Origin of the sequence: Streptomyces sp. NPDC048185, assembly GCF_043202495.1 — a bacterium.
GTDB lineage: Bacteria > Actinomycetota > Actinomycetes > Streptomycetales > Streptomycetaceae > Streptomyces.
The window spans coordinates 648,717-668,774 of record NZ_JBIDAN010000001.1; the positions used below are offsets into that span (position 1 = coordinate 648,717).

General features: G+C 70.9%; 15 protein-coding genes. 7 read left to right on the forward strand and 8 right to left on the reverse strand.

Annotated elements, in window-relative coordinates; all coding sequences use genetic code 11:
• Window positions 1-92 precede the first annotated feature (92 nt).
• The 5 genes from chvE (at window position 93) to ACGF3H_RS03030 (ending at window position 7,073) form a co-directional block, all read left to right on the forward strand.
• A complete protein-coding gene (gene chvE / locus ACGF3H_RS03010) occupies window positions 93-1,199 on the forward strand; it encodes a multiple monosaccharide ABC transporter substrate-binding protein (RefSeq protein ID WP_362488536.1) in 1,107 nt (368 codons plus the stop codon).
• A gap of 32 nt (window positions 1,200-1,231) precedes the next feature.
• Window positions 1,232-2,782: a multiple monosaccharide ABC transporter ATP-binding protein gene (gene mmsA, locus ACGF3H_RS03015; protein ID WP_362488538.1), complete on the forward strand. Its 1,551-nt coding sequence runs from the start codon at window positions 1,232-1,234 to the stop codon at window positions 2,780-2,782.
• Entirely contained in the window at window positions 2,779-4,023 is a 1,245-nt protein-coding gene (mmsB, locus tag ACGF3H_RS03020) for a multiple monosaccharide ABC transporter permease (protein ID WP_362488540.1), read from the forward strand. The genes mmsA and mmsB overlap by 4 nt, the downstream gene beginning before the upstream one ends.
• 63 nt (window positions 4,024-4,086) lie before the next feature.
• The gene (locus ACGF3H_RS03025) at window positions 4,087-5,235 is read left to right on the forward strand and encodes an aldose epimerase family protein (protein ID WP_362488542.1); all 1,149 of its coding nucleotides are present in this window, start codon (window positions 4,087-4,089) and stop codon (window positions 5,233-5,235) included.
• 143 nt (window positions 5,236-5,378) lie between these two features.
• Window positions 5,379-7,073, forward strand: a complete 1,695-nt coding sequence (locus ACGF3H_RS03030) for a histidinol-phosphate transaminase (protein WP_362488544.1) — start codon at window positions 5,379-5,381, stop codon at window positions 7,071-7,073.
• Window positions 7,074-7,083: 10 nt separating this feature from the next.
• On the opposite strand, the gene ACGF3H_RS03035 is transcribed toward ACGF3H_RS03030, so the two are convergent.
• Window positions 7,084-8,052, reverse strand: coding sequence for an arabinan endo-1,5-alpha-L-arabinosidase (locus tag ACGF3H_RS03035; RefSeq protein WP_362488546.1), 969 nt, complete (start codon window positions 8,050-8,052; stop codon window positions 7,084-7,086).
• 243 nt (window positions 8,053-8,295) lie between these two features.
• Here ACGF3H_RS03035 and ACGF3H_RS03040 point away from each other — a divergent pair, with 243 nt between their 5' ends.
• Entirely contained in the window at window positions 8,296-9,846 is a 1,551-nt protein-coding gene (locus ACGF3H_RS03040) for a substrate-binding domain-containing protein (protein ID WP_362488548.1), read from the forward strand.
• Window positions 9,847-9,870: 24 nt separating this feature from the next.
• On the opposite strand, the gene ACGF3H_RS03045 is transcribed toward ACGF3H_RS03040, so the two are convergent.
• On the reverse strand, window positions 9,871-10,521 hold the full coding sequence (locus ACGF3H_RS03045) for a DUF4360 domain-containing protein (protein WP_362488550.1): 651 nt from the start codon (window positions 10,519-10,521) through the stop codon (window positions 9,871-9,873).
• 196 nt (window positions 10,522-10,717) lie between these two features.
• Complete coding sequence (locus ACGF3H_RS03050; RefSeq protein ID WP_318218418.1) at window positions 10,718-11,176, reverse strand: Rrf2 family transcriptional regulator; 459 nt, start codon at window positions 11,174-11,176, stop codon at window positions 10,718-10,720.
• 97 nt (window positions 11,177-11,273) lie between these two features.
• On the opposite strand from ACGF3H_RS03050, the gene ACGF3H_RS03055 reads away from it, so the two are divergent.
• Entirely contained in the window at window positions 11,274-14,021 is a 2,748-nt protein-coding gene (locus ACGF3H_RS03055; RefSeq protein ID WP_362488553.1) for a beta-galactosidase, read from the forward strand.
• Window positions 14,022-14,028: 7 nt separating this feature from the next.
• On the opposite strand, the gene ACGF3H_RS03060 is transcribed toward ACGF3H_RS03055, so the two are convergent.
• The 5 genes from ACGF3H_RS03060 to ACGF3H_RS03080 are packed head-to-tail and all read right to left on the reverse strand — an operon-like array spanning window position 14,029 to window position 19,776.
• Window positions 14,029-15,534: an alpha-N-arabinofuranosidase gene (locus tag ACGF3H_RS03060; protein WP_362488555.1), complete on the reverse strand. Its 1,506-nt coding sequence runs from the start codon at window positions 15,532-15,534 to the stop codon at window positions 14,029-14,031.
• A gap of 9 nt (window positions 15,535-15,543) precedes the next feature.
• Window positions 15,544-16,596 (reverse strand): arabinan endo-1,5-alpha-L-arabinosidase, encoded by a 1,053-nt coding sequence (locus ACGF3H_RS03065; protein ID WP_362488557.1) that lies wholly within the window; start codon window positions 16,594-16,596, stop codon window positions 15,544-15,546.
• 23 nt (window positions 16,597-16,619) lie between these two features.
• Window positions 16,620-17,483, reverse strand: coding sequence for a carbohydrate ABC transporter permease (locus ACGF3H_RS03070; RefSeq protein ID WP_362488560.1), 864 nt, complete (start codon window positions 17,481-17,483; stop codon window positions 16,620-16,622).
• Window positions 17,480-18,421 carry a sugar ABC transporter permease gene (locus ACGF3H_RS03075; protein ID WP_362488562.1) on the reverse strand — a complete coding sequence of 314 codons (942 nt, stop codon included), beginning with the start codon at window positions 18,419-18,421 and terminating at the stop codon, window positions 17,480-17,482. Before ACGF3H_RS03075 ends, ACGF3H_RS03070 begins: the two co-directional genes overlap by 4 nt.
• Window positions 18,418-19,776 (reverse strand): extracellular solute-binding protein, encoded by a 1,359-nt coding sequence (locus ACGF3H_RS03080; protein ID WP_362488564.1) that lies wholly within the window; start codon window positions 19,774-19,776, stop codon window positions 18,418-18,420. The genes ACGF3H_RS03075 and ACGF3H_RS03080 overlap by 4 nt, the downstream gene beginning before the upstream one ends.
• Between the last annotated feature and the right edge of the window lie 282 nt (window positions 19,777-20,058).

The window sequence follows — 20,058 nt, forward strand, 5'->3', positions numbered from 1 at the left end:
GCACAATCCCACACACCTGCTCTCGGTCGTTCCACCCTCAGCGTTCCGGCTCCACCAGACCGAGCCCTGCACCCACATCAAGGATGATGACCATGCGCAACCGCAGAGCCGCACTCGCCGCCGTCGCCTCCGCCGCCACCCTCGCCCTCACCCTGACCGCGTGCGGCCAGGACAGCGAGGGCGGCAGCGAGGACAAGGGCAGCACCGAAGGCGCCACCATCGGCATCGCGATGCCGACCAAGTCCTCCGAACGCTGGATCGCCGACGGCGCCAACGTCGTGAAGGAGCTGAAGGCCAAGGGGTACGAGACCAAGCTCGTCTACGGCGAGGACGACCCCGACCAGCAGGTCTCCCAGATCGAAAACATGATCACGCAGGGCGTGGACGCCCTGGTCATCGCCGCGATCGACAACAAGTCCCTGGGCAACGTGCTCCAGCAGGCCAAGGACTCCGACATCCCGGTGATCTCCTACGACCGGCTGATCCTCGGCACCGAGAACGTCGACTACTACGCCTCGTTCGACAACGAGAAGGTCGGCGAGCTGCAGGGCGGCTACATCGCCGACAAGCTCGGTCTGAAGGCGGGCAAGAAGGGCCCGTTCAACATCGAGCTGTTCGCCGGCTCGAACGACGACAACAACACCAGGTACTTCTTCCAGGGCGCGATGAACGTCCTGAAGCCGTACATGGACAAGGGCCAGCTGGTCGTCCGGTCCAAGCAGACCGCCCTCAACCAGGTCACCACCCTGCGCTGGGACGGCGGCACCGCGCAGAAGCGCATGGACGACCTGCTGACCTCCAGCTACCGCAGCGCCCGCGTCGACGCGGTGCTCTCGCCCTACGACGGCATCTCCATCGGCATCCTCTCCGCCCTGAAGTCCGACGGCTACGGCTCCGCCGGCAAGCCCATGCCGGTCGTCACGGGCCAGGACGCCGAGCTCGCCTCCGTGAAGTCGATCATCGCGGGTGAGCAGACCCAGACCGTCTACAAGGACCTGCGCAAGCTCGCCAAGGTCGCCGCGAACATGGTCGATGCCTCCCTGAACGACAAGAAGCCGGAGGTCAACGACACCAAGTCCTATGACAACGGTGCCAAGGTCGTCCCCGCCTACCTGCTCCAGCCGGTCAGCGTCGACAAGACCAACTACAAGGAGGCGCTCGTCGACGACGGCTACTACACCGAGAACGACCTCAAGTAACCGGGCCCACCCAAGGATTGGAAGGCACGACCATGGCGGGACCCGTCCTGGAAATGCGCTCGATCGTCAAGACCTTCCCCGGTGTCAAAGCGCTGTCGGACGTCACGCTGACCGTCCACCAGGGCGAGGTCCACGCCATCTGCGGCGAGAACGGCGCCGGGAAGTCGACCTTGATGAAGGTGCTCTCCGGCGTCCATCCGCACGGCAGCTACGAGGGGGACATCCTCTTCGAGGGGGAGACCTGCCGGTTCAAGGACATCCGGGCGAGCGAACAGCACGGCATCGTGATCATCCACCAGGAGCTGGCACTGGTGCCGTACCTCTCCATCGCGGAGAACATCTTCCTCGGCAACGAGCACGCCAAGCGCGGGCTGATCAACTGGAACGACACGCTGAGGCACGCCACCGAGCTGCTGCGCCGGGTCGGCCTGGACGAGCACCCGGAGACCCGGGTCGCCGACATCGGCGTGGGCAAGCAGCAACTGGTGGAGATCGCCAAGGCGCTCTCGAAGAAGGTGAAGCTGCTCATCCTCGACGAGCCGACGGCGGCGCTCAACGACGAGGACAGCGGCAAACTCCTCGACCTGATCCTTCAGTTGAAGGAACAGGGGATGACCTCGATCATCATCTCCCACAAGCTCAACGAGATCCGCCGGGTCGCCGACTCGGTCACGATCATCCGCGACGGGCGATCCATCGAGACGCTCGACGTGAAGGCGGCGGAGACCACCGAGGACCGGATCATCAGCGGGATGGTCGGCCGCGACCTGGAGAACCGCTTCCCGGAGCGGACCCCGCACCAGCCCGAGGCGGGTTCCGCGCCGGCCCTGGAGATCCGCAACTGGACCGTGCACCACCCCCTCGACCAGCAGCGCAAGGTCGTCGACGACGTGTCGATCGAGGTGCGGCGCGGTGAGATCGTCGGCATCGCCGGTCTCATGGGCGCCGGCCGCACGGAACTGGCGATGAGCGTGTTCGGCCGCACCTACGGCCGGTACGCGGGCGGCACGGTCCTGCGCGACGGCACCGAGATCCGTACCAAGACCGTCCCGGAGGCGGTCGGGCACGGCATCGCGTACGTCACCGAGGACCGCAAGCACTACGGCCTCAACCTCATCGACACCATCAACCGGAACATCTCGCTGACCGCGCTGGGCAAGGTCGCCAAGCGGGGTGTCGTCGACGAGCACGGGGAACGGCAGGTCGCCGAGGAGTTCCGCACCTCCATGAACATCAAGGCGCCGACCGTCTTCGAGCCGGTGGGCAAGCTGTCCGGCGGCAACCAGCAGAAGGTCGTCCTCAGCAAGTGGATCTTCGCGGGTCCCGAGGTGCTGATCCTGGACGAGCCCACCCGCGGCATCGACGTGGGCGCCAAGTACGAGATCTACACGGTCATCGACCAGCTGGCCGCCCAGGGCAAGGCGGTCGTCTTCATCTCCTCCGAACTGCCGGAGCTGCTCGGCATGTGCGACCGCATCTACACGATGGCCGCGGGGCGGCTGACGGGTGAGTTCTCGCGGGCCGAGGCGTCGCAGGAAGCGCTGATGCGTCAGATGACGAAGGACAAAGAGGTAACCCGATGAGCACGGACGTGACCGCCAAGACCCCGGCCCCCGCACCACCGGGCAAGGGCGCCTCGGCCGACGGGGGCGGCCTGCTGCAGCTGATGCTCGACGGCATGCGCCGCAACATGCGGCAGTACGGCATGCTGATCGCCCTCGGCCTGATCGTGGCGCTGTTCGCCGTGTGGTCCGACGGCGACCTGCTGCTGCCGCGCAACGTCTCCAACCTGGTGCTGCAGAACAGCTACATCCTGATCCTCGCGATCGGCATGATGCTCGTCATCATCGCGGGCCACATCGACCTGTCGGTCGGCTCGCTGACGGCGTTCATCGGCGCCATGGCCGCCGTCCTGATGGTCGAACACGACCTGTCCTGGCCGCTCGCGGTGGTGCTGTGCCTGGCCATCGGCGCCGTCGCGGGGGCCCTGCAGGGGTTCTTCATCGCCTATCTCGGCATACCGTCGTTCATCGTGACCCTCGCGGGCATGCTGCTCTTCCGCGGTCTGACGGAGATCTTCCTGAAGGGGCAGACGCTCGGCCCGTTCCCGAAGGACCTGCAGAAGATAGCCAACGGCTTCCTGCCCGAGGTCGGCCCGAACACCAACTACCACAACCTCACCCTGCTGCTCGGCCTCGCGCTGATCGCCTTCGTGGTCTTCCAGGAGGTCCGTGACCGCAAGCGCCAGCAGGAGTTCTCCCTGGACGTGCTGCCGGCCAAGCTGTTCCTGCTGAAGCTGGTCGCGCTGGTCGCCGCCGTCCTGGTGGTCACGCTGCTGCTGGCCAGCTACAAGGGCGCGCCGATCGTGCTGCTCATCCTGGGCGTGCTCGTCGTCGGCTTCGGCTACCTGATGCGCAACGCGATCATCGGCCGTCACATCTACGCCATCGGCGGCAACCTGCCCGCGGCCAAGCTGTCGGGTGTGAAGGACAAGAAGGTCACCTTCCTGGTCTTCCTGAACATGGGCATGCTCGCGGCCCTGGCGGGTCTCGTCTTCGCCTCCCGCTTCAACGCGGCCTCTCCCAAGGCCGGCCTCAACTTCGAGCTGGAGGCCATCGCGGCCTCGTTCATCGGCGGCGCGTCGATGAGCGGCGGTGTCGGCACGGTGCTCGGCGCGATCATCGGTGGCCTGGTCCTGGGCGTGCTGAACAACGGCATGAACCTCGTCGGCATCGGCACCGACTGGCAGCAGGTCATCAAGGGCCTGGTGCTGCTGGCGGCGGTCGGGTTCGACGTGTGGAACAAGCGCAAGGTCGGTTCGTAGGTCACTCCGGGCCCCGCCGCTCGTGGCGGGGCCCGCTTCTTCCACGGAAGTACAGGAGCCGCAATGGAACTGAGCAGACGCACGGTCATGGCATCCGCCGCGGCCGCGGGCATCGCCGCCACCACGCTCGGCGGCACGGCACACGCCACGGGAGGCAGGAAGCCGGTGAAGGAGCTCTTCGGCAAGCTCGCCGACGGCACGAAGGTGTACCGGTGGTCGCTGGAGAACGGCGGCACGCGGATGAAGGTGCTGTCGTACGGCGGCGTCGTGCAGTCCCTGGAGATACCCGACCGCCGGGGCCGGTACGAGAACGTCTCGCTGGGCTTCGACAACCTCGACGACTACGTGGCCCGCAGCCCGCACTTCGGCGCCCTGATCGGGCGGTACGGCAACCGCATCGCCAAGGGCCGCTTCACCCTGGACGGCAAGCAGTACCAGCTCTCCGTGAACGACGGCGAGAACTCCCTGCACGGCGGCGCCCTGGGCTTCGACTACCGGGTGTGGGACGTCGAGCCGTTCACCCGCGGCTCCGACGTGGGCCTGGTCCTGCACTACACCAGCGTCGACGGCGAGATGGGCTACCCGGGCACGCTCAGGGCGACGGTGACGTACACGCTCACCCGGCGCGGCGAGTGGCGCATCGACTACGAGGCCACCACCGACAAGGCCACCGTCGTCAACCTCACCAGCCACGTCTACTGGAACCTGGCCGGCGAGGGCAGCGGCACGATCGAGGACCACGAGCTGTCGATCGCCGCCTCCCGGTTCACGCCCACCGACGCCGGGCTGATCCCCACCGGCGAGCTGGCGAAGGTCGCGGGCACCCCGTTCGACTTCCGCCGCGCCAAGCCGATCGGCCGGGACATCCGGGAGGGGCACCCGCAGCTGGTCACCGCCAAGGGCTTCGACCACAACTGGGTGCTGGACAAGGGCATCACCGACCGCCCCGAGCACGTCGTCACCCTGCGCGACGGGGCCTCCGGCCGCACCCTGCGCATCGCCACCGACCAGCCGGGCCTCCAGTTCTACTCGGGCAACTTCCTCGACGGCACCCTGACCGGCCCCGGCGGCTCCGTCTACCGGCAGGGTGACGCGCTGTGCCTGGAGACCCAGCACTTCCCGGACTCGCCGAACCACCCTTCGTTCCCGTCGACCGTGCTGCGGCCGGGGCAGACGTACCGGACGACGACGGTGCACTCGTTCGAGGCGTGAGGTCCTGACGCGTGCCGCCGTCACGCGTCACGCCGTGCGGAAGACACACTTTCTTCACACGGGTTGAACGGCGTCCCGTCCGTCTCCGTATGTGAGAGCGGCCCGCGCTCCCCCGCGCGGGCCGCCCACCGACGGAGGTCCCCTTGTCCGGCAACGTCACCTCGCTGTTCCGCAGCACCGCGGCGCACAGCCCCTCGATGGCGGCGCTGACGCGGGAGAGCGGCGACGGGGCGGGCGCGGGGCCGGTGGACTTCTGCATCCCCTGCAACCCGTACTTCCCCACCCCGGCGATGTTCGAGGAGATGGCCGGCCGGCTGCGCGAGATCGTCACGTACTACCCGAGCAGCGCCGACACCATCACCGCCGAGCTGTGCGGCCTGCTCCAGCTCCCGCCGCAGTGCGTGGCGATGGGCAACGGCTCCACCGAGCTGATCACCTGGCTCGACCACCTCCTGGTCCGCGACTCCCTCGCCGTCCCCGTCCCCACCTTCGGCCGCTGGACCGACCAGCCGATGGAGACCGGCAAGCGGGTCGACATGTTCCCCCTCCAGGAGGCCGGCGGCTTCGCCCTCGACCTCGCCCGGTACGCCGAGTTCGTCCGGGCCAGGGGGACGCGGGCGGTGGTGGTCTGCAACCCCAACAACCCCGACGGCGGCTATCTGCACAGGCAGGCGCTCGTGCAGTTCATGGACGCGATGGCCGACCGGGACCTGGTGGTGATCGACGAGTCGTTCCTGGAGTTCGCCGACGCGGAGGCCGAGCCCAGCGTGGTCCAGGAGGCGATGCTGCGGCCCAACGTCGTCGTCCTGCGCAGCCTCGGCAAGAACTTCGGGCTGCACGGCATCCGGTTCGGCTACCTGGTCGCCAACCCCGCGCTCGCCGGGCGGGTGCGCGCGATGCTCCCCAAGTGGAACCTCAACTCCTTCGCCGAGCACGTGGTGTTCATGCTGCGCGACCACGGACCCGAGTACGCGCAGAGCCTGCACCAGGTCCGCCGCGACCGCCTGGAGATGGCCGCCCGGCTGTCGGCGCTGCCCGGCCTGACCGTGTATCCCTCCCAGGGCAACTTCCTCTTCGTCCGCCTCCCCGTGGGCGCGGAGGGCACCGTCGTCCGGGACCGCATGCTCACCGAGCACCGGATCCTGGTCCGCGAGTGCGGCAACAAGATCGGGTCCTCCAGCCGCTTCCTGCGTCTCGTGGTGCGCCCCCAGGTGGACGTGCGCCGCCTGGTGTCCGGCCTGGAACAGGTGCTCTACGGGACCGGGAGGGGAGCCGCCGTGCCCGGGCCCGCCACAGGGACCGGCTACAGCTCGGGCACGGCGGCGGTGGACCGCCTGATGAGCGAGACCAACGGGGCCGGCCTGCGGCAGCTCGCCGCTCCGGCCGTCGGCACCGGCATGCCGCTCCCCGCCGCGGTGCCCGTCGCCCCCGCGGCGACGGCCCCCGGCTCGATGCCGGTGCCGACGGCACCTGGCCAGACCCCGCAGCCGACACCGTTCCCCCAGCCGGCCACGCCGTATCCGGAGCCGACGCCGTTCCCCCAGCCTGCCGCGCCGTATCCGCAACCGGTGCCGGTCCCCGGCCCGGTGCCGGCCCCCTACCCCGAACCCGTCCCGCAGCCCACGCCCGTACCGGCACCCGTGCCCGCCCCGGCGCCGGCCGCCGCGGCGCCCGGTCACCCGGTGCCCACCGGCCCCACCCCGCCCGGTGTCCCGGCCCGCGGGGGTCTCACGGCCGCCCAGGTCCGGGGCACCGACGGCCTCGACCCGGTCCCGGCGGCGGGCCGGCCGGGACCGCGGGCCTGGCCGAACGCGGCGGGAATGGGCCGCACGGGCTGACCGCCGGCGCTCAACGGGCGACGGGCCAGCCGCTGCTCCAGTCCAGCAGGTTGATGCCGAGCTTGGGCGTCCCGTTGTCGTCGCCGTCGTAGTAGTGGTAGACGATCAGGTCGCCGTCGACGTCGTTCATGATCGACTGTCCGCCGGGGCCGATGACGCTTCCGTGCGACTCGAGCACGGGCGTCCCTCCGTTGTTCATCAGCGAGACGCCGTTCCTGTCGTAGTAGGGCCCGGTGACGCTGCTCGCCCGGCCCACCTTGACCTTGTACGTGGAGCTGGTGCCGGCGCAGCAGGTGTCGTACGAGGCGAAGAGGTAGTAGTACCCGTTCCGCTTGACGACGTACGGGGCCTCGACGGCCTTGGTGCCGGTCGGGCGGGAGGCGAGGGAGCGGCGGGCGGTGTCCGAGGCGAGCTGCTTGCCGGTGGCCGGGTCGATCCGGATCATCTTGATCCCGGTCCACCAGCTGCCGAAGGACAGCCACCACTTGCCGTCGTCGTCGACGAAGAGGTTGGGGTCGATGGCGTTGTGGTCGCTGGACGCGTTCGAGGTGAGGACGATGCCGTAGTCGCTCCAGCTGCCCGGCTGCCCGGTGGTGGAGCCCGCGAGGCCGATGGCCGAGGTGTTGGTGCCGAACTTCGAGACGGAGTAGTACATCAGGTACTTGCCGCCGTGGTACGAGATGTCCGGCGCCCAGGCCTCCGGGACGGAGGAGTACCGGGACCACCAGCCGGGCCGGGTGCCGAAGGCGTCCGCGCCGGCGGAGAAGGCGGTGCGGTCGGTGGACGCCTTGCTGCTGATGCCGCCGCCGGTGGCGTAGAGCCGGTACTGCCCGGACGCGGTGCGGATCATCGTCGGGTCGTGCGTGACGACGGAGCCGGTGACCCGGCCGGGGTTCGGGTAGGCCGACGCCGTGGTCGGGAGGAGGGCGAGCAGGGCGGCGGCGGGGAGGGCGAGGAGTGCGGTTCGCTTGCGGCTCACGTGAGGGACTCCTGTTCTTCATGTCGAACGCCGATCGTCTTGTCGGACGGGAACGTAGAATCGAACCCTTTGCGCGTCAACGGCCCGCGCAGCAACCGCAACCAACGTCCGGAAAACACCGCGGGCCACGGGTGACACACCGGTGAATGCGCGACGGACGGTCGGCGCATCCCCCGCCGCCCGGCCCTCCCCCGGGTCACCATGGCCTCCCTCTGTCCGCCCGCCCTGCCCCTGGAGCCGGTGATGAACGGTGTTACGTGGGAGTCGGCGATCGCCGTGCTCGGCCTCGCCGTGCCCGTGACCGCCGCCCTGTGGGAGTTCTTCCTCGCGGGCCGCAAACGGCTCGGCTACCGCGTGCAGATGGACACCACCGCCCGGGACTCGGCCACGTCGTCCGGCCCGGCGGCCGGGATACTGCGGCGGCTGCAGTGGGACGGCACCGTGCTGCGCGACCCGTCGGTCGTCCTGCTGCGCATCGAGAACGTCGGCTGGACCCCGATCGTCGAGGACGACTACGTGGCACCCGCCAACGACCCGGTGGGCATACGCGTGGCGTTCCCGGGCCGCCGTGTGGTCGGGATGGTCGTGACGGAGTGCAGCCACACCGTGCTGCGCGACTTCTTCGCACCGGGATCGCCGGGCCTCGGGTCCACCGACGGTGTCATCAGGCTGCCCAAGGTGAAGCTCAACCGCCGGGCGCACTACAAGGTGCTGGCGGTCCTGGACCGCGTGCCGGAGTTCACCGACGCCGACTTCCCCGACCCGGAGGTCACCGCGGGCGTCGTCGGCGGGGTGCGCGGCGGGTCCATCAAGCGGACCGAGTACTACCCCTTCGCCTCGCGGCCGGTCCGCTGGCTGCTCGCCGTCCTCGTCCTGGTGAGCGCCGCCCAGTCCGTGTCCTCCTTCGCCCGGGACGACGACCGTCGGGCGGCACCGCTGGACTGCGCCGCCGGGACGCTGTACCTGTCGGGCTCCACCGCGTTCCGGCCGGTCCTGGAAGAGGCGGCGAGGCAGTACACGAAGACCTGTCCCGACGCCCGGATACCGCTGACCGACGACTCCTTCGAGGGCAGCGTCCCCGGTCTGGACGCCCTGGCGGCGGCAGGCCGGAAGGCGGCGCCCACGGAGGGTCTGGGCGACCGGCTGTCCTTCAGCGACGGCCCCAAGTCCGACGGCCGCGCCCAGCTGCTGCCCAGACCCGTCGCCCTGTCCCTGTTCACGCTCGTGGTGAACAGGGACGCCGGGGTCCGCGACCTGTCGCTGGATCAGGTGCGACGCATCTACGCGGGCGAGATCACCAACTGGAGGCAGGTCAGGGGCAGCAACCTGCCCATCCAGCTCGTCAGCCGCAACCCCGGCTCCGGCACCCGGACCACGCTGCAGAAGCAGGTGCTGGACGGCAGGCCGCTGCTCGCCACCACCGCCAACGACTGCAGCAGCCTGGACCCGAAGAAGCCGGGCCGCTGCGAGGTCGGCGGCACACCGGCCCTGCTGGAAACCGTGGCCGCCACACCCGGTGCCCTCGGCCACAGCGAGGTCGGCGCCGCCGCCGCCCGCGACGACGTACGGCCGGTCCGCATCGACGGCTATCCGGCGACCCTCGAGGGCGCCGACGAGGGCGCGTATCCGTACTGGGAGACCGAGATCGCCTACACCTACGGGGAGCCCCCGGCGGACTCGGTCGCCGCGGGCTTCCTGCGCTACCTCGCCGACGAGGTCGGCAAGGACGTCATCCGCTCCAAGGGCCACCGGCCCTGCGCGGAGCTGGACAGACCGCTCCTGTGCCGTCCCTGAGGGCCGAGTGCCCCGTCGCCCGGGTCAGGACTCCGGACACTCCTTCCACGCCAGGTGGTACACCGTGCTGATGTCACCGTCCGTGGAGTCCATCGTCATGAAGCTGACCTGGTCCGCGTCCGTCCCGGCGCTCACGCGCAGCTCCGTGTTGATGTTGAAGTTGCGCTGGACTCCGCAGGGGGCCCAGACCAGTTGGGCCCAGTCGGTGGAGTCCGTGGCCTGCCAGTTGTCGTCGTAGGGGCCGCTGAAGGGGTGGGTGCGGTACTCCGTGTTCGGGGAGCCCTGGAAGTAGTACGAGGCCCGCTGGGTGCCCTTGGCCCCCGGCTGGAGCGCGGCGAAACCGCGGTAGTCCGCGCTGGCGACGGCGTAGGTGAAGCCCTGCGGGACGTGCACGAGCAGGTTGAGCTGGCAGTTCCTGCGGTACGCGGTGGGTGCCGAGTCGCCGCCGGCCTGGGCCAGGTAGTCGCTGTAGGTGACGGTGAAAGCCGTGTTGTCCTCGGAGACGGCGACGGCGGCCGTGCCCTGGGGGCAGCCCGAGCCGTTCACCGTGGCGACCTTGATGACGATCTTGTCCGGGGGCGGGTCCTCGAACCCGCCGGAGGGCTGGTGCTGCGCGGGCAGCGCGGAGGTGAGGAGCGCGGCGATCGTGCCGCTCAGGAGCAGGCCGGTGGCCATGGGTCTCCCATCCGGTCAGTGGGGGGTGGCGTTGGTTGAATGTGCGTGCCATGTGATAGTCGTGTGCATGACATGCACAAGCGGAGGCATCGTATGCGGCCCCCGCCCGCCCCGGACAGGTGGCACTCCGGCCAAAGGCCGATGACCGAGCCGGTGGCCGAAAGCCGCAAGCCCCGGGCCGTGAGCCCCCGGTTCCCTACGGGTTCTCCCACGCCGCCGGTTCCGCCGCCAGCTCACGCACCGGGTCCGGCAGCGCGTCCGCTGCGAGGTCCGCGATGGTCACGCCCTCCAGGATCCGGCGGACATTGGCGCGCAGCGCCACCCACAGGGGCAGCAGCGGCCCGGCCGTGCCCGTGTACACGAGCCCCGTCGGCCGCTCGCCGCGCACCGAGACGATCGGGCCGTCCACCGCCCGGATGACGTCCGCCACCGTGACCTCGGCCGCCTCGCGGGCCAGCCGGTACCCGCCGCCCCCGCCGCGCCGGCTCTCGACGATGCCGCCCCGGCGCAGGTCTCCGAGGATGCCCTCCAGGAACTTGTGCGGGATGTCCTGGGCGGTGGCGACCGCTTCCGCCTTCACGGGGCAGTCGTCCTGCCGCACGGCGAGCTCCAGGACCGCCCGTACCGCGTAGTCCGCCCGTGCCGAGATCCTCATGCGTCCATTGTGCGGGGCGTTGTGGACAATGGGCCCGGCACAGGTGACCCGGGGGACCCACCGGCACCAGCGGTACAGGCAATCAGGAGAGGCTCCCTTGGAGCTCAGCAGACGAGTTTTCAGCGCCCTCGCGGGCACCACCGTCCTCGGTCTCGCCCTCGGCGGCAGCGTGAGCGGCGGAGCGGTGCCGGCCTCCGGCGCGTCCGGCCCCGTCCCCACCGGTCCGCCGCCGGCGCCGCCCGGCGCCGACGGAGTGCGCCACCGGGTCGCCTTCGACCGGCACTCCCTGCTGGTCGACGGCCGGCGCCTCGTGCTGTGGGCCGGCGAGCTGCACCCCTTCCGGCTGCCGAGCCCCTCCCTGTGGCGGGACGTGCTGCAGAAGATGCGGGCCTACGGCTTCAACGCGGTCGTCGTGCCCGTCGCCTGGAACCAGCACTCCCCCGCCCCGGGGCGGTACGACTTCAGCGGCGTCCGCGACCTGGACCTGTTCCTGCGCACGGCCGCCGAGACCGGTCTGTACGTCGTCCTGCGGCCGGGTCCGTACATCGGCGCGGACGTCGACGCCGGCGGTCTGCCGGGCTGGCTGACGACGGCCGAGGGCGATGCCCGGACCACCGACCCGGCGTTTCTGCGGCACGCCGACGAGTGGCTGACCCACGTCGACGCCATCGCCGCCCGGCACCAGTACACGCGGGGCACCGGCACGGTCCTGCTCTACCGCCTCGACGCCCAGCGGCGCGACCTGCTGAGCCACCTGCGCGAGAAGGTCCGCGCGGACGGCGTCGACGTACCCCTCCTCCACGGCGACACCCCGGTCGCCTGGGGGGAGGCGCACGGAACCGCGGACGCGGCCGAGGCACGGCGGGTCCACCTCACCCACCTCGCGCACGGCGTCACGCTGCACGACGCCGGCGCGGTGTTCGGCGGGACCTCGTGGGGCTGGCTGGCCGCGCCGTCGGCGCCCACGCCCACGTACGACCCCGCGGCGGCGCTCGACGAGGCGCGCAGGCCCACGGACGGGATCGCCCCGCTCCACCAGACCGGGCACCTCCTGCGCCACGTCCCCGACTTCGCGCGGCTGGACCCGGCGCCCGCCGTCCCGGCCGACGACGCCCGGATCCAGGTGCGGCACCTGACCAACCCGGACACCGGCGCCCACGTGTACGTCCTGCGCAACGACTCCGCCGCGGACGTGACGGCCAGGCTGCCGCTGGACGGGACGGACGTACCGGTCACCGTGCCCGCGGGGGACGCCAGACTGCTCACCGCCGGGCTCGACCTGGGCGGGGGACGGAAGCTGGCCTACGCCACCGTGCAGCCCATGCTGACCCTGAGTGCCGGACGGCTGGACATCGCCGTCTTCGTGGGCCGGACCGGCGAGATGGCGCACGTCGTGCTGGACTGCCCCGACGAGCCGTGGCCCACCCGGCTGGACGAGGAGGCGGCCTGGGCGTACGACGAGGACCGGCTGCACGTCACGGTGCCGCTCGGGGCGGGCGGCCTGACCCGGGTGCGGGTGCGCAGCGGCGGCTCCGACCGCACGCTGCTGCTGCTCTTCGCGGACGACGCCGTCTCCCTGCGGCTGTGGCCGTACGAGACCCCGTCGGGCAAGGGGCTCGTGTACGGCCCGGCGCTGCTGCGCGGCGCCGTCCTGGACGGCGACACCGTGCGGCTGACGGGTGACATGGTCGACGCGTACGGGCTCGAGGTGTGGACGCCGCGCGGCATCACCGGCGTCACCTGGAACGGCCGCGCGGTCGCCACGTCGGTCAGCCGGGCGCGGAGCCTGCGGTCGAGGCGGCCGCTGCCCGGCGTCACGCAGCCGTCGCTGCCGTCGCTGGACGGCTGGCGGCGCCGGGACGAGAACCCGGAGGCCGATCCCGGTCACGACGACTCGGGCTGGACGGTCGCCGACCGCCGGACGTCGCACAGCACGACGCCCGTGCCCGCCGAGCAGCCCGTGCTCTTCGCCGACGACTACGGCTTCCACTACGGCGACGTCTGGTACCGGGGCCGGCTCACCGGCGCCGCCGGCCTGGAGTCCGTCTCCCTCGCGTACAGCACGGGCGCGCGGGGGATGCTCATGGCCTGGCTGGACGGGGAGCCGCTGGGCACCCACGACGCGGGGCAGGGGGACGACGGCAAGGGCACGTGGACCGGCACGGCCGGTTTCCGGGTGCCGCAGCGGCTGCGCGAACGGCTGCGGGACCAGGCGTCCGAGGGGCGCCCGCACTCCCCCGTCCTGTCCGTCCTGGTCCGGCGCACGCAGCACGACCAGGACGACTACCGAAGGGCCCGGGGGCTCACGTCCGTCGCCTTCCGGGGTGTCTCGCCGGAAGTGCACTGGCGGGTGCGGGGCGCGGCGGCGCCCGACCCCGTGCGCGGGCCGCTCAACACCGGCGGGCTGTACGGGGAGCGCAACGGCTGGCACCTGCCCGGGTACGACGACGGCGGCTGGGAGTCCGTGTCCTTCCCGCGCGCCGACCGGCGGCAGGGCGTCACCTGGTACCGGACCACGTTCCGGCTGGACGTCCCGCCGGACGTCGACGCCTCGGTGGGGCTGACCCTCGACGACGACCCGGACCGCGACTACCGCGTCCAGGTCTTCCTGAACGGCTGGAACATGGGCGAGCACGTCAACGGCGGGCCGGGCGCCCGGCGCACGCTCGTCCTGCCCAACGGGGTCCTGCGCACCCGTGCCGCCGCCAACACCCTCGCGCTGGCGGTGCTGTCCGGCGGCGGCACCCCGGCGGGGCCGGGGGCGGTACGGCTCACCCTGCTGGGCAGCGCGGCCGGAGGGGTGCCGGTGACACCGGTCGCCTCCCCCGGCCGCGGGACGCCCTGACCCCGGCTCAGCCGAGCCGGATCACGTTCCAGGACAGCGGCTCCAGGACGGCGGTCAGCCTGCCGTCCGCCAGGGCGGTGCCCTCGACCGGGTGCGGGGCGACCCGCTCCGGCTCGGCGAGCGTGTTGCGGGCGTCGGGGTCGGCGTCCGCGAGGGCGGTGTGCTCCACGACGTCGGTCAGGCCGAGGCCGCCGAGCGCCACCTCCAGCGGCAGCGGTTCGCTGCGGGAGCGGTTGACGGCGAAGACGGTCACCGTGCCGTCCTCGGCGCGCACGGCGGTGGCGTGCAGCAGGTCGGCCTCGCCGTACTTCTTCGTCTCGTACGTCGGGGAGTCCACCCGGACGTCGAGGACCTCGCCGCGGCCGTGCTTCGAGGCCTGGGCGAACGGGAAGAACGTCGTCTGGCGCCAGGCGGGGCCGCCCGGTTCGGTCATGATCGGGGCGATGACGTTGACGAGCTGGGCGAGGCAGGCCACGGTGACGCGGTCGGCGTGCCGCAGCAGGGCGATGAGGAGCGAGCCGAAGACGACGGCGTCCATGACGCTGTAGTTGTCCTCGAGGAGGCGGGGCGCCTCGGGCCAGTCCAGGGCGCTGACCTCGGCCTGCGTCTTGGCCATGTACCAGACGTTCCACTCGTCGAAGGAGAGGTTGATCCTCTTCCTGGACTTGAGGCGGGCGCCGACGTGGTCGCAGGTGGCGACGACGTTCTCGATGAACGACTCCATGTCCACGGCGGAGGCCAGGAACGAGTCGACGTCGCCGTCGAGCGGCTCGTAGTAGGCGTGCAGGGAGACGTAGTCGACGAGGTCGTACGTCTCCTTCAGGACCGTCGCCTCCCACTCGGCGAAGGTCTCCATGGCCTGGCTGGAGGATCCGCAGGCGACGAGTTCGACGTCCGGGTCGATCTGGCGCATGGCGCGGGCCGTCTCGGCGGCGAGGCGGCCGTACTCCTCGGCGGTCTTGTGACCGGTCTGCCAGGGGCCGTCCATCTCGTTGCCGAGGCACCAGAGCCTGATGCCGAAGGGGTCCTTGTCGCCGTGCTCGGCCCGCAGGTCCGACAGGGCCGTGCCGGAGGGGTGGTTGGCGTACTCCTGCAGTTCGAGGGCCTCGGCGACGCCGCGGGTGCCGAGGTTGACCGCCATCATCGGTTCGGCCCGGGGGCCGATCTTCTTGAGGAAGGAGATGTACTCGGACAGGCCGAAGCGGTTGGACTCCGTCGAGCGCCAGGCCAGGTCCAGGCGGCGGGGGCGGTCCTCCACCGGGCCGACGGAGTCCTCCCACTTGTAGCCGGAGACGAAGTTCCCGCCGGGGTAGCGGACGGCGGTGACGCCGAGCTCCCGGACCAGCTCCAGCACGTCCTGCCGGATGCCGTCCGCGTCCGCGGTGGGGTGGCCGGGCTCGTGGATGCCGGTGTAGACGCAGCGGCCGAGGTGTTCCACGAAGGAGCCGAAGAGGCGGGGGTCGACCGTGCCCACGGTGAAGGCGGGGTCGAGGGTGAAGCGGGCGGTTCGCATGGGTTCCTCTCAGGGGTTCATTGTCGTCCGTGGCTCGGTGGGGGCTTGTCGCGCCCACGCGGCGGAGCCGCGCACGGACACCGCCCCGCGCCCCTGCTGGACGACCGGCCAGCCGTTCTTCTTCCAGGTCAGGGCGTTCAGCCCGAGCTTGGGGGTGCCGTCGTCCTCGGCGTCGTAGTAGTGGTAGGCCAGCCAGTCCCGGCCCTTGTCCCGGAAGACCGACTGGCCGCCCGGGCCGGTGTAGCGGCCGTGGCCGGCGAGGAGAAGGTCGCCGCCGCCCTCCAGCATCGGCTTGCCCGCGCTGTCGACGTACGGACCGGTGACCGACGTCGACCTGCCGACCTTGATCTTGTAGGTGCTGTCCACGCCCGAGCAGCACGCGTCGTAGGAGGCGAACAGGTAGTAGTGGCGGCCGTGTTGCACGATGTACGGACCCTCGACGGCGTACGGCTCGTCGGGGCGGGTGGCCAGGTGGTGGACCGGCGCGTCCTCGACGGCCCTGCCCGTGGCCGGGTCCAGTTCGACCATGCGGATGCCGGACCAGTAGGAGCCGAACGCCATCCACAGCCTGCCGTCGGCCCGGATCACGGCCGGGTCGATGGCGTTCCAGGTGTCGGTGGTGTCGGAGGTGAACACCTTGCCGTGGTCGGTCCAGGTGCCGGGCAGGCCCGTGCGGGAGGTGGCGACGCCGATCGCGGAGTGGTTGGTGCCCCAGGAGGAGACGGCGTAGTGGAGCCAGTAGCGGCCGTCGCGGTAGGAGAGGTCGGGGGCCCAGGGGTCGCCGGTGGCGTTGTACTCGTACCACCAGTTCGGCGGCTCGGCGAAGGCGTTGCCGGCGTCCTTCCAGTGGACGCGGTCCTTCGAGGTGCGGGCGCCGATGACGCCGCCGGTCGAGTAGGCCACGTAGCCGCCGGACTTCAGGCGGGCGACCGTGGGGTCGTGGATGATCTCCTGGCCGGTGACCGGCGCGGGGTCGGGGTAGGCGGTGTCCGCCCGCGCGGTGGCCGGGAGGAAGGCCAGGACGGCGGCGGCGAGCACGGTGGCGAGTCTCAGGCGCTTCACGCGGCGGGTTCCTGTCGGTCCGGTCACTGGCCGGCGAGGCCGGTGTGCGCGACACCCGCCACGATCTGGCGCTGGAAGAAGACGAAGACGATGATCAGCGGCAGGCCCGCCATGAGTCCGCCGGCCATGAGCTGGGCCCACTGGATGCCGTAGGAGTTCATGACGGTCGCGATGCCGTTCGGCATGGTCATCAGGTCGGGGTTGTTGGTGACCATGTAGGGCCACAGGAAGTTGTTCCACGACGCGATGAAGGTGAAGATGCCCACCGCGGCGAGGGAGGAGCGCGACAGCGGCAGGACGACGGTGAAGAAGACCCGCCAGCGGCCCGCCCCGTCGATGAAGGCGGCCTCCTCCAGTTCGCGCGGGACGCCCTGGAAGAACTTGTAGAGGATGTAGACCATCGCGGCGGGCGCGCACTGCGGCAGGATCATGCCCCAGTAGGTGTCGACCATCCCCATCTGCTGGACGGTCGTGAACAGCGGGACGCCGAGCACGGCCGGGGAGACCATCAGCCCCGCCATCACCACGCCCATCAGGACGCCCTTGCCGCGGAACTCGGTGCGGGCGAAGCCGTATCCGGCCAGCGCGCTCACGGCCAGCACGACGGCCGTCACGCACACCGAGACGACGACCGAGTTGACGAACCAGTCGGTGAGGTTGCCGCTCTCGAAGATGGCCGTCCAGGCCTGGCCGGTCCAGTCCTCCGGCAGCCAGTGCGGCGGCACCTCGACGGCCTCGGTCTCCGACTTCAGGGAGGTGAACAGCGCCCAGGCGAGGGGCGAGAGGATCACCGCGGAGACGGCCGCGCCGGCCAGCGTGAGCGCGATCTGGCTGGGCGTCCAGGGCTTGCGGGGCCTGGCCCGGGTCTGCGGTACGGCGGTGGTCATCGGCCGCCCTCCTCACGGTTGCGCAGCAGCCACATCCGTGCGAGGGCGACGGCCGCGATGAGCACGAAGAAGATGATGGAGACCGCGGAGGCGTAGCCCACGCGGTAGCTGGTGAAGCCCTGTTCGAGCGTGTACTGCACGAAGGTGCGGGTCGACTCCTCGGGGCCCGGCCCGAAGTCCTGCATCACGACGGCCTGGTCGAAGACCTGGAGCGAGGCGAGGATCTGCAGGGCGACGACGAGGCCGGTGATGTTGCGCAGCATCGGCAGGGTGATGTGGACCATGCGGTGCCAGGCGCCCGCGCCGTCGAGCCGGGCGGCCTCGTACAGGTGGGCGGGGATGCCCTGGAGTGCGGCGAGGTAGAGCAGGAAGCTGAAGCCGACCGTCCACCACAGGGTGCAGACGACGACGGCGAGCATGGCGTACGACTTGTCGGTCAGCCACGGGGTGTCGATGCCGAAGACGTGGTTGATCATCCCCGTGCCGGGGTTGAACAGCCACTGCCACAGGTTGCCCGCGACGGTGGACGGCAGCAGGAACGGCAGGAAGAAGCACAGCCGCCACAGCCATTTCCCGCGCTCGATGTGGTGGGCGAGCATCGCGAGGAGGAAGGCGAGGACGGTGATGCAGGGCACGACGAGCAGGGTGAAGAAGGCGCTGTGACCGAACGCGTCCCACATCAGCGGGTCCTGGAACGCCTCGCGGTAGTTGTCGAGGCCGATGAAGACCGCGCCGTCGCCGGAGATGTTGGCGTCGGTGAAGCTGAGCCACACGCCGCGCAGCAGGGGCCAGATCACGAACAGGGCGAACAGCAGGAGGAAGGGGGCGACGAACCAGCCGCCGTGCTGGAAGCCCTGCCTGCGGCGGACGGTGGCGGTGCCGGCCGCGGCCGCGGCGCGTGCCGGACGGATGACGGTCTCAGCGCTGGTCGTCGTCATGCGACCGCACCTCCCTGCGCGGCGGTGAGGCCGTCCATCGGGTTCTTGGTGGCGAGCAACTGGGCGAGCATGCTCTTCATCCGGCGGGCGGCGGCGTCCGGCTTGGCGGAGCCCATCGTCGAGGAGACGACGATCGGGCCGACGCGCTGGGCGAGGATGCCGGTGGAGCCGGCGAACCACACCTTGGGCTCGGTGGCCTGGTGGTCCATCGCGGAGACGTACTCGTTCTGGGGCTGGAGCTTCTTGTACTCGGCCGTGGACAGGGTCGGCGTGTACGCGGGGATGTGTCCGCCGGCGGCCCACTGCCGGGCGTGCCTGACGACGTAGGCGGCGAGCCGGTGCGCGCCGTCGTTGGTGGCGCCGCCGCGGCCGGCCTGGTGGGGCAGCACGAAGGAGTGCGACTCGGCGTGGGTGGCCTGCCTGCCGAAGACGGGCGGCAGCGGGACCGCGCCGTAGTCGACCTTCGCGCCGTCGAAGACCGGCACGGACCAGTTGCCCTCCCACACGAACGGGGAGCCGTTGACGAACTGTTCGGCGCCCGCGTTGCCGCCGAAGCCCGGGTCCGCGTAGCCGTCGGTGATGTGCCGGCGCAGGAACTCGAGGACCTGGGTGGCCTTGTCGGTGTCGAAGGTGACCTCGGTCTTCGCGTCGTCGAACCAGGTGCCGCCGAGCTGGGTGTAGAAGGCGACGAAGAACCACCACTGGAAGTTCTGGTCGTTGAGCCACAGGCCGATGGTCTGGAGGCCCTTCTTCGTGGCCGCCCTCGCCTCCTTCAGCATGGCGAACCACTCGTCGGTCGACGTCGGCGACACCATCCGCCCGTCGGCGCCGAGCAGGCCCGCCTTCTTCAGCACGTCCTTGCGGTAGAAGCAGAGCTGGACGTGGATGTCGAGCGGCAGGGCGTAGAGCTTGCCGTCGACGACGGCGCGCTTCCACAGGGCGGGGTTGAAGTCCGCCTCCCGTACGCCGTACTCGGCGAGCAGCTCGACGTCCCAGGGGTCGAGGAGGCGGCCGGGCGAGAAGCCGGGCACCCGGCCCAGGTGCATGACGCCGAGGTCCGGTGCGCGGTTGCCGGCCGCGGCCATGGCGAGCTTGGTGTAGAAGGGGCTGCCCCACTGGAGGGTGGAGTCCTTCACGTCGATGCCGGGGTTGTCCCTGCGGAAGGCGTCCAGCATCGCGATCATGTTGTAGCCGTCGCCGCCGCTGAAGAGGTTCCAGTAGCGCACCCGTGTGCCGGCGTCGGAGGCCAGGGCGTCGGCGCCCGTGCCGAGGGCCGCGAAGCCGAAGCTGCCCGCGACCGTCAGGCCGCCCGCCGCGGCCAGAAAGTGCCTGCGATCCAGGCCAGGTCGTCCCATGCCCTGCCCCATCTGTCGGTGATGTACCGGCGCGCGAGGGAAGAGCCCTCACGACTCGTTCGATATTTCGGATCACGCTCGTAACTTCGAACGGGAACGTAAGGTGGGAGCGCGCACACGTCAATAAGTCGCGCAGCACTTTCCGGCGACGGAGGGCTTTTCTCATGGAACGGCGGTCTCCGGTTCACCGGACGCGGGCGCACGCGGGCGCGTAACCTCGGCAGGGCCGCGGACCGGCGCTGCGCGAACCCGCCCCGTACGGGGGCCGTCTCCCGCGGCCCG